15 protein-coding genes and 1 riboswitch are annotated in these 14,597 nt (G+C 39.5%); of the genes, 4 read left to right on the top strand and 11 right to left on the bottom strand.

The annotated features are described in order from the left end of the window. The first annotated feature begins 11 nt into the window (after window positions 1-11). Complete coding sequence (locus SCI76_RS03605) at window positions 12-518, top strand: hypothetical protein (RefSeq protein WP_328179543.1); 507 nt, start codon at window positions 12-14, stop codon at window positions 516-518. Window positions 519-615: 97 nt separating this feature from the next. Here the strand turns inward: SCI76_RS03605 and SCI76_RS03610 are convergent, their stop codons facing one another. Next, the gene (locus SCI76_RS03610) at window positions 616-2,115 is read right to left on the bottom strand and encodes a UDP-N-acetylmuramoyl-L-alanyl-D-glutamate--2,6-diaminopimelate ligase (protein ID WP_048021149.1); all 1,500 of its coding nucleotides are present in this window, start codon (window positions 2,113-2,115) and stop codon (window positions 616-618) included. Between the two features lie 457 nt (window positions 2,116-2,572). On the opposite strand from SCI76_RS03610, the gene SCI76_RS03615 reads away from it, so the two are divergent. Beyond that, window positions 2,573-3,181, top strand: coding sequence for a DNA-3-methyladenine glycosylase (locus SCI76_RS03615; RefSeq protein WP_028413513.1), 609 nt, complete (start codon window positions 2,573-2,575; stop codon window positions 3,179-3,181). Between the two features lie 67 nt (window positions 3,182-3,248). Here the strand turns inward: SCI76_RS03615 and SCI76_RS03620 are convergent, their stop codons facing one another. From SCI76_RS03620 to SCI76_RS03640, 5 genes are all read right to left on the bottom strand, one after another. Further along, window positions 3,249-4,217, bottom strand: a complete 969-nt coding sequence (locus tag SCI76_RS03620; RefSeq protein WP_328179542.1) for a sugar phosphate isomerase/epimerase — start codon at window positions 4,215-4,217, stop codon at window positions 3,249-3,251. A 1-nt stretch (window position 4,218) separates the two neighbouring features. Then, entirely contained in the window at window positions 4,219-5,223 is a 1,005-nt protein-coding gene (locus tag SCI76_RS03625) for a Gfo/Idh/MocA family protein (protein ID WP_033578852.1), read from the bottom strand. Window positions 5,224-5,235: 12 nt separating this feature from the next. After that, on the bottom strand, window positions 5,236-6,261 hold the full coding sequence (locus SCI76_RS03630; RefSeq protein WP_033578851.1) for a Gfo/Idh/MocA family protein: 1,026 nt from the start codon (window positions 6,259-6,261) through the stop codon (window positions 5,236-5,238). Window positions 6,262-6,293: 32 nt separating this feature from the next. Beyond that, window positions 6,294-7,019 (bottom strand): ThuA domain-containing protein, encoded by a 726-nt coding sequence (locus SCI76_RS03635; RefSeq protein ID WP_028413517.1) that lies wholly within the window; start codon window positions 7,017-7,019, stop codon window positions 6,294-6,296. 89 nt (window positions 7,020-7,108) lie between these two features. Beyond that, complete coding sequence (locus tag SCI76_RS03640) at window positions 7,109-8,140, bottom strand: LacI family DNA-binding transcriptional regulator (protein ID WP_048021153.1); 1,032 nt, start codon at window positions 8,138-8,140, stop codon at window positions 7,109-7,111. 250 nt (window positions 8,141-8,390) lie between these two features. Between SCI76_RS03640 and SCI76_RS03645 the strand changes: the two genes are divergently transcribed. Next, window positions 8,391-8,966, top strand: a complete 576-nt coding sequence (locus SCI76_RS03645; protein WP_028408694.1) for a cell wall hydrolase — start codon at window positions 8,391-8,393, stop codon at window positions 8,964-8,966. A 28-nt stretch (window positions 8,967-8,994) separates the two neighbouring features. Here the strand turns inward: SCI76_RS03645 and SCI76_RS03650 are convergent, their stop codons facing one another. The 3 genes from SCI76_RS03650 to SCI76_RS03660 all read right to left on the bottom strand — a co-directional run bounded on the left by SCI76_RS03650 (window position 8,995) and on the right by SCI76_RS03660 (window position 11,736). Then, window positions 8,995-10,329 carry a sodium-dependent transporter gene (locus SCI76_RS03650; protein WP_028413519.1) on the bottom strand — a complete coding sequence of 445 codons (1,335 nt, stop codon included), beginning with the start codon at window positions 10,327-10,329 and terminating at the stop codon, window positions 8,995-8,997. A gap of 176 nt (window positions 10,330-10,505) precedes the next feature. Beyond that, window positions 10,506-10,688 (bottom strand): hypothetical protein, encoded by a 183-nt coding sequence (locus SCI76_RS03655; RefSeq protein ID WP_013056847.1) that lies wholly within the window; start codon window positions 10,686-10,688, stop codon window positions 10,506-10,508. Between the two features lie 301 nt (window positions 10,689-10,989). Further along, window positions 10,990-11,736, bottom strand: coding sequence for a TspO/MBR family protein (locus tag SCI76_RS03660; RefSeq protein ID WP_028413520.1), 747 nt, complete (start codon window positions 11,734-11,736; stop codon window positions 10,990-10,992). Between the two features lie 226 nt (window positions 11,737-11,962). Further along, window positions 11,963-12,061, top strand: a riboswitch (TPP riboswitch). 95 nt (window positions 12,062-12,156) lie between these two features. Between SCI76_RS03660 and tenA the strand changes: the two genes are divergently transcribed. Beyond that, window positions 12,157-12,846 carry a thiaminase II gene (tenA, locus tag SCI76_RS03665; protein WP_048021155.1) on the top strand — a complete coding sequence of 230 codons (690 nt, stop codon included), beginning with the start codon at window positions 12,157-12,159 and terminating at the stop codon, window positions 12,844-12,846. A 27-nt stretch (window positions 12,847-12,873) separates the two neighbouring features. Here the strand turns inward: tenA and SCI76_RS03670 are convergent, their stop codons facing one another. After that, the gene (locus tag SCI76_RS03670) at window positions 12,874-14,274 is read right to left on the bottom strand and encodes an aldehyde dehydrogenase (protein ID WP_221833412.1); all 1,401 of its coding nucleotides are present in this window, start codon (window positions 14,272-14,274) and stop codon (window positions 12,874-12,876) included. A 13-nt stretch (window positions 14,275-14,287) separates the two neighbouring features. Then, window positions 14,288-14,590 carry a helix-turn-helix transcriptional regulator gene (locus SCI76_RS03675; protein ID WP_033578848.1) on the bottom strand — a complete coding sequence of 101 codons (303 nt, stop codon included), beginning with the start codon at window positions 14,588-14,590 and terminating at the stop codon, window positions 14,288-14,290. Window positions 14,591-14,597: the final 7 nt, after the last annotated feature.

Here is a 14,597-nt window from a genome sequence, read left to right on the forward strand (position 1 = left end):
GGTGAAATTCGTTGAAGAAAGTTTTATTTTGTCTTGTCCCTCTTTTGTTTTTATTATCCGCCTGCTTTAGTGATCCTGTTCAAGATGATTTAATCGATTATAACAATCAAGATTTAAAGAAAGCCGCTCAGCTTGAAAAAGAGGCGATTGACGCATACGATTCCGTTACAGGCGCTAACTACACAAGTGACGCTGTTATGTACGATACGATGACGAGTGAAGTCATTCCTACCTATCGTAAATTTGTTGACGAACTGGAAAACATCGATGTAGAAACCGACGATCTTCGAAAGGTTCATGAAGGCTATATAAAGGCTGCCAATACCCAGTATAATGCTTTTATTAAAATTGTCAGTGCTTTGGAAAAGCAGGACCGCAACCTTATTGCTGAGGCAAACGCTATGCTTGATGAAGCACGAAAAGGTATACGCGATTACAATGCAGCTATTAAAAAGCTGGCTAAAGAACATGATTTAAAAATTGAAGAACCAAAAACACAGCGCGAAAACAGCCTATAGTTTTGATGCAAAAAGAAGGTCTCTAAAAACAGTAAGAGACCTTCTTTCGTATGATGTTTCAATTTCTCCACGTTCGTTCAATAAATGAAGAAGAATATCAGGAAATATTGCTTAACGATGCATAATAAGAGGCAATAATGTCTTCATCTGAATGCGGAATTTCGTTTCCTTTTACAAGCTGAGCGCCGTTAATACAGCCGCTTGTAAGTAAAATAATATCATTCGCCTTTCCCAAAGAAAGCGACTTTAATACTCCTTCTGTTCGAGTAGGGGCGCGGTGAATATTGCTTGCGCTCGGATTCGAAAAACCTGTCATCACTTGATCTACAATTACGTTGGGATCATGATAACCTGGGTGATCAACCGTTACGATAATTTCATCAGCTTTTCCTTCAATGGTACGCGCCATTTTAGGCATTTTATTAAAATCTCGAATGCCGATCCCTGCAATCATGACAATCAGCTGGTTATACTCCATCTTTTTTACTTCTTCTACCAAACGCGTAAGGGCAACGGGCGTATGGGCATAGTCTAAAATCACTTTTTGGTTATTAGGACCTTCTATCACCTGAAATCGCCCTTCTGGACTTTCCAATTGAGGAAGTACGCTAATAATATCTTCAATGTGGTATTCAAAGTGAACAGCTGTACCAATGGCCGCTAGCACGTTAGCAATGTTGTAATCACCATATACAGGCACTGCTACTTTGTATGACTGTCCTTTATAAAGTAAATCAAAGAAAGAGCCTCCTTCTTTGACGGTGATGTTTGTTGCTTGCAGAGTTGCCTCCTTGTTATTTAATAAACTATACGTGACTTTAGGTCCTTCAAATACCCTGCTTAAGTCTTTGCCCATGTCCTGATCATCTATATTAATAACGGCATGTTTGGCCTGTTGAAATAATTTCATCTTACATTTTTTATAGTGCTCAAACGTTTTATGATACTCTAAATGTTCTTCCGATAAGTTTGTATGAATGGCTACATCAAAATAAATATTTTCTACTCGCTGCTGATCAATCGCAATCGAAGATACTTCCATCACTGCCGCTTCATCACCTCTTGTATACAAATCATAAAAAATTTTATGCAAGTCTACCGACTCAGGTGTTGTAGGCGTACTCTTTTTATAAACTAACTTCTGCTTTGATGACCAAATGCCGGTCGTTCCAATCGATCCTGTTGGCAATTTTAAAAGAGTTAAAAGCGACCTTACGTAAGCTGCTACGGTTGTTTTGCCATTTGTACCTGTAACGCCAATTGTCTCAATTTTTTCATCCGTATAATCAAAATACATTTTAGAAAAAGACGCCATTACTTTGCGAACGTCGTCAACAGCTAAAAACGTACAGTGAGAATACTGAGTGCTCAAAAGACGAAGCTCCTCGATGCTTGTCCCAAAGACTGCTACGGCTCCTCTAGCTATAGCTTCTTTAATATATTGATGTCCATCTTCATTTTCACCTTTTATACTAAAAAATACGGATCCGTCGTGAACTTGTTTTGAATGATATGTGAGATGGGTGATTGTTTGAGATGCAGGCCCAAAAATATGTTTAATTGATAAATTCGTTAATGTATCAAAGTGGATGTTCATAGCTATTCCTCACAGTGTATAAATTTTATTTTTAATATGTTCTAAAATCCCTTAAATACTCTTTGAAGGATATTTTTTCTTTATCTCCATTTATAAAGAGCTTTCTACAATTCAATCTTTTTATTTTGCTTTCATGTGTAGAACGAAAATAAAGAAAAGACGGATCACTATTTTTAAAAACTAAAAGCATGTAAAATATGGATGAACTGTGTATATCATACCAGCAACAAAAGCAAAGTATTGTAGTAAAATATTCCCCCTACACGTGCAAAACGAAACCCTTCTTTAAAATAATTTCATAGAGTAAGTTGAATCATGATAAATACTTGAACGTGGGTAAGAAAGACTACTGTATGAATCAGTCCCTCCCTTTGCAAAATAAAAAAGAAAACATCATAATAAAAGATGCGCAATAACAGCGTGAATGACTTTGCTTTGAAAGGATGGACTACAGCAAATGACGCGTTCTCTTTTAGCGATTGAACCACTTCCTCTTTCGTTTTATCAACAGCCTACGCTTGAACTAGCCCAGTCGCTGTTAGGATGTCTTCTTGTTCACGAAACGGCAGAAGGAGCTGCATCTGGTTTTATTGTGGAAACAGAGGCTTATAAAGGGCCTTTCGACCGAGCAGCTCATAGCTTTAATAACCGGCGCACAAAAAGAACAGAGGTAATGTTCGGTCCTCCTGGTCATGCCTATACGCATACAATGCATACACATTGTTTACTCAATGTTGTAAGCAGCGACATCGATTGTCCAGAAGGCGTCCTCATTCGAGCTATTGAGCCATTTAGCGGAAAAGATTTGATGAAAACTAGACGTCGAGGGATGGAAAATGAAATAAATTGGACAAACGGTCCTGGGAAACTAACAAAAGCACTAGGGGTTTCAATGGATTTGTACGGTCATGATTTAACCACCCCTCCTCTTTATATTGCTCGTGGCTTCACTCCTTCAGCGATTTCCGCCGGACCTCGCGTTGGCATTGATAATTCTGGTGAAGCGAAGGATTACCCTTGGCGCTTTTGGGTTACCAATCACCCGTTTGTATCGAAATTCAGGTGAACAAAAGGCAAATAATTTATCAACGAAAATAAAAGAAGCACCTCTTTTTAGAGATGCTTCTTTTTGCTTACGCCCACCACATTTGTGAGGGAGTTTCTTCAATTAATACACTTTGTAAGTTTGTAACCGCGCGTTTAAATCCTTCTTCAATCGACATGATTGGATCTTCATGCTCAATGCTGACTACATAATCGTATCCGTATGTGCGAAGGGCACTCATCATATCAGACCACTCTTTTACATCATGTCCGCATCCTACGGATCTAAACGTCCATGCACGCGTTTGGACTTCTCCGTATGGCTGCATATCCGTCAGTCCATACATGTTAATATTATCCTGGTCCAAGTACGTATCCTTTGCATGGAAATGATGAATCGCATTTTCTTTTGCTAAAATTTTAATAGCTCCTACCGGATCAATTCCTTGCCACCATAAATGACTTGGATCAAGGTTAGCGCCAATCGCTGGACTTGTTTTTTCGCGAAGCTTTAGGAGCGTATACGGAGTATGAACTAAAAATCCACCGTGAAGTTCTAAACCAATTTTTACGTTATGCTCATCCGCTAGTTCTCCAATTTCTTTCCAATAAGGAACAAGCTTATTTTCCCACTGCCAATTCAATACGTCTCCATACTCGTTAGGCCAAGGAGTAACAGGCCAGTTTGGGTACTTCGCTTCTTCGTGATCTCCTGCTGTTCCAGAAAAGCAGTTAACCACTGGAACATCTACTAATGATGCTAGTTGGATGGTCTTGCGAAGCGTTTCGTCAGATTCTTTTGCAAAACTTGCCTCAGGTGAAATAGGATTGCCGTGGCAGCTAAATGCGCTGATTGTAAGTCCGCGGTCTTTTATCTGCTTCATATATGCTTCTCTTTTTTCTTCATCTTCAAGCAGCTCATCTAGCGGACAATGGCTGTTTCCCGGATAGCCTCCCGTTCCGATTTCAACAGTATGAAGACCTGCTGATTTTACTTTATCTAACATCTCTTCAAAAGAAAGATCCGCAAATAAGACCGTGAATACTCCAAGTTTCATTTTAATTTCCCCCTGTGCGATATATTTCATCAATAATAGCTGAGACTTGAAGCGCTTCTTGTGGCTTTACTACTAATTCAGCATTTCCTTTACACGCTTCAACGAAATTTTTAGCCTGACTTAAGCTGTAATCATCTTCTCCATCTATCCAAGGTGACGTACTGTTCATGAGCATACCGTTTTTGGACGTGTATAGTTCAAACGGAAACACGCTTAAACCGCCCTCTACCCCTGATATGCTTACGTGCTCTTCATCATCTTCGATATTAGCAGCCCAAGAAGTTTCTAAAAGAAGCGAAGCTCCATTTTCAAATTTAATATAGGCCGTTACATGATCATCCACACCGAATGTTTCATGATCAAATGCTCCCCATTGATTTAATTGGTTAGGCGTTTTACTCAGGTCATTATATGTACTTCCCAGTACTTCAGTATGCTTTGGGTTTCCCATTAGCCAAAGCGTTAAATCAAGCAAATGGCAGCCGTAATCAATTAAGCTGCCTCCTCCTTGAAGATCTTTGTTCGTAAATACTCCCCAACCGGGAACCTTACGGCGACGCATTGCTCTGACACGTGCAACTAATGGACGCCCTACCTCTGTCATCATTTTTTTCGCAGCCTGCGCTTCTTTCATGAATCGGTAGTGATACGCAATCGCTAACTGCTTACCTGATTCTCTAGCAGCAGCAAGCATTTCTTCACCTTGCTCTTTAGACATCGCCATCGGCTTTTCACATAGAACGTGAACGCCTGCTTTTAGCGCTTCTACTGCAAACTCGGCGTGAAATTTATTCGGTGTACAAATACATACAGCATCCACTTCTTTAAACATATCTTTGTAATCAACAAATACGTGAGGGATATTATGTTCATTGGCTACCTCTGTGGCTCTTTCACTATTAATATCGCTAAGCCCCCAAATCACACATTCATCACCCAGTTGTTTGAATGCTGGGATATGCCTGCTTACAGCAATCCCTCCTGCTCCGATTATGCCAATTCTCACGTTTTTCACCTCTTACACGCGCGTAATTTGTTTCGTTTGACTTGATTTTAAAGCTGCTAAAATAACAGCAAGTGATTTTAATCCTTCTTCACCAGGAACCGGAGATTCTTTATCTTCTGCAACTGCATCTACAAATTGTTCAATGACGTGAGAATTACTTTGTCCGCCTTCATCGTTCGACTGGATTTTTCCTAATTCATAGTTCACCACTTCACCCGTTGCATATTGTGCAACTAATGAATACGTCGGATCGTCCTCTAAACGAAGAATCCCTTTCTCGCCGTAAACAATCGTGGAGTTATCTTCTTTTCCATTGTAAGCCCAGCTTGCCGCAAGCGTCCCGATAATCCCGCTTTCCGTTTTTAATACGCACACAGCATTGTCGTCTACATTTGCAAAGTCTTTTGCATTGCTTTCCACGAATGCACCGACTTCTACAATTTCTTCATTTAATATGTAGCGGAGCATATCGGTTTTATGAACGCCTAAATCCCCCATAGCACCAATAAACGCTTCGTCTTTTTTGAAGAACCAGCTTTCTTTTCCGTCCACGCTCCAGCCTTCAGGACCACCGTGGCCAAAAGCCGTACGGAAACTATAAATTTTACCGATTTCCCCTTTTTCAATAAGTTCACGAGCTTTTTGATGAGAAGCTACAAAGCGCTGATTATGTCCGATCATTAGTTTTTTACCGTTTGTTTTTGCTGCTTCAATCATCGCTTTCGCTTCTTCTTCTGATGTTGCCATCGGCTTTTCACACAGAACATGAACTCCGCTGTTTAACGCTGCAACCGAAATAGGCGCATGAAGATAATTGGGCGTACATACGCTCACTGCTTCCACTGTACCGCTTGCTAAAAGTTCTTCATAGTTTGTGTACGCTTTTACACCGTACTGCTGTGCTACGCTGTTTGCACGTTCTGTGTTTATATCGCAAACGGCTACTAATTCTACTTGTTCATTCATCTTATATTCTGGTAAGTGACGGTGTTGCGCAATGCTTCCGCACCCAATAACGCCAATTTTTACTTTTGCCATCTTTCCTATCCCCTTTGCTTAAGCATTATTCATTAGTTTTTAACAGCGATTGATTCAAGCGGTTGCGCATTGCCGTAAACAGGACGTTTTCTCTCTGCTGGCTTCGCCCATTTAATAGCATTCATAATGACACGCTGAATGTCTTTGTTATGGTATGTTGGATATGTTTCATGTCCAGGTCTGAAATAAAATACTTTTCCGTTTCCGCGTTTGTACGTGCAGCCGCTTCTGAAAATTTCTCCGCCTTCAAACCAGCTCGTGAAAATCAGTTCATCGGGTGCTGGAATATCAAAGTGCTCTCCGTACATTTCTTCACGCTCAAGCTCGATAAATTCACCAATACCTTCCACAATCGGATGGCTCGGTTCTACTACCCACAAGCGCTCTTTTTCATCTGCTTCACGCCATTTTAAGTCGCAGCTTGTGCCCATTAACGTTTTAAAGATCTTGGAAAAGTGACCCGAGTGTAAGACAATAAGCCCCATACCGTCTAGCACGCGCTGCTTTACTTTCTCAACGATGTCATCTTTTACTTCGTCATGCGCTAAGTGACCCCACCATACTAAAACATCCGTTTGATTTAATACTTCTTCAGTCAACCCGTGTTCTACTTCGTCTAATGTTGCTGTGTGCGTACGAAATCCTCCTTCTTCTAAGAAAGAAGCGATGGCACCGTGAATGCCTTCAGAGTAAATTTCTCTTACAACCGGATTTTTCTGTTCATGACGATTTTCGTTCCATACTGTAACATTAATCATTTTCATATCCCCTTTTTTTGTGAATGCTAACTTATATCCCCTTTTTTTATCAATGCTAAACTTTGGTTAACCGGTTAACTTACTGTGGTTCACTCGCGCTTAGCAGTCGAATCTCGAATAACAAGTTCAACCGATAATTTTACATGCTGCAGCGTGCTGAAACGGCGTTCGATTGCTTGAATAACAGACGTCGCGGCGACGACTCCTTTGTTAAATACATCTTGACGAATGGTTGTTAGACTTGGAGATGCATAGCTGCTAAACGTGATGTCGTCAAACCCTACGATTGAATAGTCCTGCGGAATTCTTTTCCCCTTTTCTTGCAGTGCTTTCATAATTCCAAGCGCCAGCGTATCAGAAGATGCAAAAACCGCCCGAATATCCTTATGATCTTGCAACAGCTTGTTTCCTAAATTGTAACCGTTATCAAATGAGCTTTCGTTCACTTCAAAAACAAACGTCTTTGATGGTGTAATGCCCGCTTCTTTTAATGCTTTCTCGTAGCCTATATACCTCTTTTTATCCACTGGACTATTGACGAGGTGATGAGCAACAAAGGCAATTTCTTTATGCCCCAAACTCACTAAATGTGTTGTAGCGAGATATCCTCCATACTCATCGTCTACCGAAATATGATGATAATCACGTTCGCACTTTTCATATGTATCTACTAACACAATCGGATTCGATAACGCTTTCATTTTTTCATATAATCGATGCGGGAAGGCTCCTAAAAACAGAAGACCATCAATATTTCTCGTTCGAATCCATTTTAAGCAATCAGCTGGGCTACTCACTCCAGATATGACTAGATCGTAACCATGCTTACGGATTACATATTCAATTCCACTAATCATTTCACTGTAATAATGGTTATCTTTAAATATAGTAGAAAGTGAATCATCTGTAAGCGGGAACATCACGCCAATCATATTTGACTTTTGTTTCGAAAGACTAACGGCGGTTAAATTTGGTTCGTAGTTTAATTCTTTTACCGCTGTTAAAATTCGCTCTTTTGTTTCATCGGATACTTTGTTAATTCCGTTTAAGACGTAAGATACTGAAGCTGCAGACACCCCTGCATGCTTTGCTACATCACGAATCGTTATCTTTTCTCCCATAAAATCTCTCCAGTTAAACGGTTAACTATTTACTCGTTCATTATAATTCACTCCTTTATTATCAGTCAACGTATTTTTCAAATTATCTGTTAACTATTATAATATCTTCCTAGATTGGTATGTTTTAAGCAGTGACAAGATGTATTGACACCTGTTAATCTTTGAAACGTACATATAAAGTTCGGTGCACAGCACGCACCGATCCGTGATAAAAGGGGCGTTCAAAAGGATTTCAGGAGGTACTTACTTTATGTTTAAGAAACTAGCAATTATTGGAGCACTAGCAGTTCCTATGTTCGGCATGAGTCACGGGGCAAATGCCGCTGAAACAACCCATCGCGTAAAAGCCGGAGAGACTCTTTACAAGATTGGCGCTGAATACGGCGTTACGGTTAAACAGTTAAAAGAAGCGAATCACAAATCTACCGACTCTATTAATGCAAATGAAACATTAACAATCCCTAACTCTATTAGCGAAAGCGATAAAGAATTGTTAGCTCGCCTTGTACAAGCTGAAGCAAAAGGTGAACCTTACGCTGGCAAAGTGGCTGTAGCAACAGTCGTTTTAAACCGCGTGGATAGCGATTCTTTCCCAAACTCTATTCATGATGTCATTTATCAAGGTACACAGTTTACACCTGTACAAAACGGTGAAATTAATAAAGCAGCGGATGCTGAAGCAAAAAAAGCTGTAAATGAAGCACTAGCGTTTAGAGGTCAAGGAAAAGGTTCGTTATTCTTCTTTAACCCAGATAAAACAAGCGATCAATGGCTTCGTCAAAAACAGGTTACGATTACAATCGGAAATCACGTTTTTGCAAAATAAACAAAAAAGCACTCAGATGAGTGCTTTTTTAATATGCAACAAGTAAGCTTAACAGAACAGCTATAATAATAATAGGTAATACATATTTAACTAGAAAGAACCATGCGTTGAATAATTTAGCGCCTTTTGTACTTCCTGAAATAAACTCTTCATACACGGCTTCTTTTTTCATTTTAAATGTCACAAAAATTGCAATGGCTAAACTTCCAAGAGGCAGCATTAAATTGCTCACAAAAAAGTCAGCTACGTCAAATATACTTCTGCCAAAAAGTGAGACATGTTTTAGTACACCAAACGAAAGCGCTGATGGGATACCTACTACAAACACAAGAATCCCTGCTAAAGAAGCGTAGCGAGTTCGTTTTGTCTGATCGTCTTTGGTTAAAGCAGCTACGATAATTTCCAGCAGTGAAAAAGCAGACGTAAGCGTAGCAAATAGAAATAAAATTAAAAACAGTGCTAAAAAGACGGTGCCAAACGGCATTTTCTCAAATACTGTTGGCAAGACCACAAACAAAAGTCCAGGTCCTTCGGTTGGCTTTAATCCGAATGAAAAAACAGCTGGAAAAATAGCCAAGCCTGCAAGCAGCGAAACAAACAAGTTCAAAATAGCAATGGTGCCAGCTGAACGCGTCAAGCTTACTTTTTTCCCTAAATAAGAGCTATATGTCACCATGCAGGATAATCCTACGCAAAGCGAGAAAAACGACTGACCGAGCGCATAGAGAACAGATGACCCTGTAATGGCTGAAAAATCCGGTTTTAAAAAGAACTTTACTCCGTCCATAGCTCCGTCTAATGTTAAAGAGCGAACCACAATGATAATAAAACAGATAAATAACAGCGGCATCATGTATTTATTAGCACGCTCTATGCCTTTTTGTACGCCTTTTGAAATAACAAACACTGTAATTAACAAAAACAGCGCCTGTGCACCTAATACCACATAAGGTTGGCTAATGACGGCATTGAACAACGGACCGTACTCTTTTCCGCTTAGCATACCGGTTACGCTCATAATCGTATATAAAATCACCCAGCCGCCAACGACGCTGTAAAAGGAAAGCAAAACGACACAGCTGAGTACTCCCAGCCTGCCAATCCATACCCAAGCGGACTTTGGAGCAATTGCTTTATAAGCACTAATCGCTTCTTTTCCCGTATGTCTTCCAATGATAAATTCTGCCAACAGAAGCGGCAATCCAATAAAAATTGTAAATAAAATAAACAACGCAAAAAATGCTCCACCGCCACTGGTTCCGGTTACGTATGGAAATTTCCATATCGCTCCTAGACCAATTGCTGCCCCAGCAGATGCTAAAATAAAACCGAGGCGTGAAGACCACTGATTTCCTTTACTCATATAATGTTACTCTCTCCTCTTCTAAACTCAAAACTCACCTGATTAGTACTGTACCATAAATGCAGAAGAAAATCATTCCCGTTTTACTTTTTTCTATAAAACGATATCTATATAGAATAGAAAAAATGAAGAAGCAGCTGCCTCTTCATTTTGAGTTTGATGTTTCTATTCAAAAATTATTCTCTGTACGATGATTCGTCTCCACGGTAGGCTTCTTGATTTGATATTTCTTCAATATGCATATGCCCTTCTCTCTCTAAACGAAGAACCGTACGCTCTGCATCTTCATAACTCTCGCACGTCACTTGTTTATATTCCATATCGTCTTTATCTGTGTAAGCCACTAAATATGTTTCCATTTTAACTCCTCCTATATAAACTATATGTAACGTATGTTGCCTTTTTCGTTTATTTCTAAACATATAGGCTCCAAACATAAAGCCTAGCATACTATAATAGCGGAACTTCAATTTAAAAAGTTGAATTTTTCATTATGCACCGATGCAACATGGAGGTTACGCTTATGACATTTATTTTATCATTCGTACCAATTGTTGTTCCTTTTGGTATTTTAATTAGCTTAATTGCTTTTACAGCTGCTTTTTTACAATCAAAAGAGCATCATAAAAAGCTCTAGCTTACAAAAGCTAGAGCTTCTTTTTAAAAACGTCTATAGCGTTTAATCAGTCCCACAATAATAGCAATTGCTAATAAAACAATCGAGATGATAACAGTAATGACAATTGGCTGATTTCCACTTTGTTTCACCGCAATGGCAATATAAGCCCAAATAAAAACAAGCGGATAAACAGCGTCTCGGTTTTTTAATGTAAACATAATGCCCAGCGCAGCCCCTACCAGCAGCATAATAATCGTCCATGCTAATTCATTTAGGCCAAGCAAGTGCTGTATTCCATTTGCTTGAAATACGACAAATACATTAACAATAGTCGCAACAGAAATCCATCCAAGATAAAGCGAAATCGGCAGACGCATAAACCATGTCGTCATCCGAGAATGCTGAATAATGGAATATACAATCATTAATGTGCCTAAAATAAAGAGCATAACTAAAAGGGATAACTTATAGTAATCGTTTTGGAAAATAAAGATCCACGCACTATTTAACAAACAGTTTAGAAAAAACCAAATGCCTATACGTGCATATATTTCTTTTTGATCTTCTCTTGCAAAAAATTGGCGTATAACCCAAATGGTTAATAACAAATAAATAACGCCCCAGATAGCAAAGGCATAACCGGCTGGTGTAAACAACGTAGGAACTTGCGCAGAAGCCTCTGCCGTTGTTTTGCCTCCTATTGGAATCGCATTTGCTAAATAATTCACAAGAAGTGTAATAGCCAAGCCTACTGTATTTAATACAGCATACAAACGAAATTTTGCCATTTTGTTCTCTCCTTTCTTCTATTTATATGGGAATGTTTCGGAGACGAAAACGGCTCTTCCCTTCATTAATACCTCTTCTCCCCTAAAAATATGCATTTTTAAACAAAAATGATTAAAAATAGCTTCAAGAAGCTACCTCTTTAAGAGATAAAAACCGTTAGGGAACAATTTTCCATAACGCTTTCTATTTTTCAGAATATATGGTAAGTTAAACATAGACTAATAGGAAGTCCACTAGGGGTGCCGACTGGCTGAGACAAGTTTTCTTGATCCCTTTGAACCTGATCTGGCTCATACCAGCGTAGGAAAGTGGCAATGTTCAGTTTTGTACTGTCCTTTGCCACTCCGTTTATAAACGGAGTGTTTTTTATTTCCTTTATGTGCTTGTTTGTGACTTCCTCATATTAAAGGAGGATTTTGATGTCATTTTCATCTCAATTAAGACAAGAAGCAAACTATATTTACGAAGCCATTTTTAACCACCCTTTTATTAAAGGAATTGCTGAAGGAGACGTGCCAAAAGAGGCGCTTATTCACTACGTTTCTCAAGACTACGAATACTTAACAGCATTTGTCCGCATTTACGGCGCTGCTTTAACAAAATGCCGCACGCGTACCGAAATGGAAGCCTTTAATGCCGGCATTTCTACGGTATTACATAGTGAAGTACACCCTCATAATAATTTTTGTGACGTAGCAGGCGTACGCTATGAAGACCTCCACACTGAGGCTCTTTCACCAACGGCCAGCCACTACATTAACCATATGACAAGCGTTGCGCATACAGGCAGCTTAGCGGAAATCATTGCCGTGCTTCTTCCATGTCCGTGGACGTACGTTGAAATTGGCCAGCGCATTACGGAACAAGTAAATCCATCTCCTTCTCATCCTTTTTATGAATGGATTCAGTTTTATAATAATGAAGAAATGAATGGCACAACACAATGGTTTTGTAACAAGCTTGATGAACTCGCCGAACAAGCGACTGAAGAAGAACGTAATCGTATGAAAGATCACTTTATCAAAAGCTGTGAGCTGGAGTATTTATTTTGGGAAATGGCGTATACACAAGAAAAATGGCCGCTTTCTCAGCTTTCACTTTCAAAATAACGAAAAAGCCTCCTATCAGGAGGCTTTTTATTTCAATAATTTTTTAATCATTTTCAAGTTTTGCTTCTCTGAAGGATAGCGGAATGACAAATCAAACTTGGTTGTTTGAGACAGCATGCTTTTAAAATGAGAAAATGTCTGAAAGCTGTCTTTTCCATGATATTGGCCCGTACCGCTTTCTCCAACTCCGCCAAAGGGTAAATATGGCGTAGCGATATGCATAAGCGTATCATTTATACAGCCTCCTCCAAATGAAAGACGCTCCGTTATGACATTTTGTACATTTGCACTTTCCGTAAACAAGTAAAGAGCTAACGGCTTAGCTTTTTCTTGAACTTTATGAATAACTTCGTCTAGCGTTTCGTATTCAATCATAGGAAGAATAGGCCCAAAAATTTCTTCTTGCATAACGTCTGATGTCCAGCTTACTTCACTTAACACCGTAGGTTCTATTGTGAGCGTACTTTTATTATACCCGCCTCCAACTATAGCGTTTCCGTCTTTTAAAAACTCAACTAGCCGAATAAAATGGCGCTCACTGACAATACGGCCGTAGCGCTCACTTTCAAGCGGATTACTACCGTAAAATTGATAAATCGCTTCGCGAAGTTTCTCCACTAGCTGCGCTTTTACCTTTTTATGCACGAGCAAATAATCGGGAGCAACGCACGTTTGGCCTGCATTCATTCCTTTGCCAAACATAATTCGCTTCGCTGCAAGATCTAGGTTTGCATCTTCATGTACAATGCACGGACTTTTTCCTCCTAGCTCCAGCGTGACGGGAATAAGCTGCTTCCCTGCTTCTTGCATAATAATTTTCCCTACATTTACACTTCCCGTAAAGAAAATATAATCGAGGGGCTGTTTTAAAAGCATGCTCGTCGTGTCTACAGCGCCTTCAATCACCGTCACAAATGCGGGATCAAAAGCCTCAGCTAGTAATTCTTGTATAACCCGAGATACGCTAGGCGTTAATTCAGAAGGCTTTATAATCGCCGTGTTTCCAGCGGCAATCGCTCCTACTAAAGGAGACAGCGCTAATTGAAACGGATAGTTCCACGGAGCAATAATTAACGCGACTCCATACGGTTCAGGAACAATTTTCCCTTTAGAGCCCACGTGTGTTAAAGCGGTTTTTACTTTTTTAGGCTTCATCCATTTTGCTAAATGCTTAAGCGTAAACCGAATTTCCTCTAGTAAAATCCCAATTTCCGACGTGTACGCCTCTACTTCAGATTTATTCAAGTCTTGTTTTAAAGCATCCATAATTCTCTGCTCGTTTTGTTTGACTGCGTCTCTGAGCTTATTCAGCGCTTGAATGCGGCTGCTGATGCTCTTTGTCTTTTGTTCATAGAAATACTGCTTTTGTGTAGAGACAATATGTTCAATGACCGTTTCATCTGTGATATAGAATTGCTCGTGGTTCATCTATTTCATCTCCCTATAAACATTCAGCTTCAACTGTAGCAAGCAAGCTTTTTAATAGCTCAACTGCCTCGTTTAAAGCCAATGAATAATATCTCTGCGTTCCTTTTTGCTCAATTTGCACAAGCTTTTGATCACGTAAAATTTTCAAATGATGAGAAATTGCCGGTCGTGATAAAGTAGACTCGTTTGCAATTTCATTAACGGTTAAAGGCTCTTTTTCCGCGAGCAGCAAAATAATATCTTGTCTTGCTGAATCACTTAGAGCCTGAAAAATAGGAATGCTGGCACGAAATAACTCCACTGCTTTTTCACTCATAAATATT

Source organism: Priestia sp. HNGD-A6 (genome assembly GCF_045784335.1).
Taxonomy (GTDB): domain Bacteria; phylum Bacillota; class Bacilli; order Bacillales; family Bacillaceae_H; genus Priestia; species Priestia zanthoxyli.

Bases quoted from the DNA above. Each gene is read 5' to 3' on its own strand.
- SCI76_RS03610 (WP_048021149.1), bottom strand. From the start codon at position 2,115: ATGAACATCCACTTTGATACATTAACGAATTTATCAATTAAACATATT.
- SCI76_RS03615 (WP_028413513.1), top strand. From the start codon at position 2,573: ATGACGCGTTCTCTTTTAGCGATTGAACCACTTCCTCTTTCGTTTTAT.
- SCI76_RS03620 (WP_328179542.1), bottom strand. From the start codon at position 4,217: ATGAAACTTGGAGTATTCACGGTCTTATTTGCGGATCTTTCTTTTGAA.
- SCI76_RS03630 (WP_033578851.1), bottom strand. From the start codon at position 6,261: ATGGCAAAAGTAAAAATTGGCGTTATTGGGTGCGGAAGCATTGCGCAA.
- SCI76_RS03635 (WP_028413517.1), bottom strand. From the start codon at position 7,019: ATGATTAATGTTACAGTATGGAACGAAAATCGTCATGAACAGAAAAAT.
- SCI76_RS03640 (WP_048021153.1), bottom strand. From the start codon at position 8,140: ATGGGAGAAAAGATAACGATTCGTGATGTAGCAAAGCATGCAGGGGTG.
- SCI76_RS03645 (WP_028408694.1), top strand. From the start codon at position 8,391: ATGTTTAAGAAACTAGCAATTATTGGAGCACTAGCAGTTCCTATGTTC.
- SCI76_RS03650 (WP_028413519.1), bottom strand. From the start codon at position 10,329: ATGAGTAAAGGAAATCAGTGGTCTTCACGCCTCGGTTTTATTTTAGCA.
- SCI76_RS03655 (WP_013056847.1), bottom strand. From the start codon at position 10,688: ATGGAAACATATTTAGTGGCTTACACAGATAAAGACGATATGGAATAT.
- SCI76_RS03660 (WP_028413520.1), bottom strand. From the start codon at position 11,736: ATGGCAAAATTTCGTTTGTATGCTGTATTAAATACAGTAGGCTTGGCT.
- tenA (WP_048021155.1), top strand. From the start codon at position 12,157: ATGTCATTTTCATCTCAATTAAGACAAGAAGCAAACTATATTTACGAA.
- SCI76_RS03670 (WP_221833412.1), bottom strand. From the start codon at position 14,274: ATGAACCACGAGCAATTCTATATCACAGATGAAACGGTCATTGAACAT.
- SCI76_RS03675 (WP_033578848.1), bottom strand. From the start codon at position 14,590: ATGAGTGAAAAAGCAGTGGAGTTATTTCGTGCCAGCATTCCTATTTTT.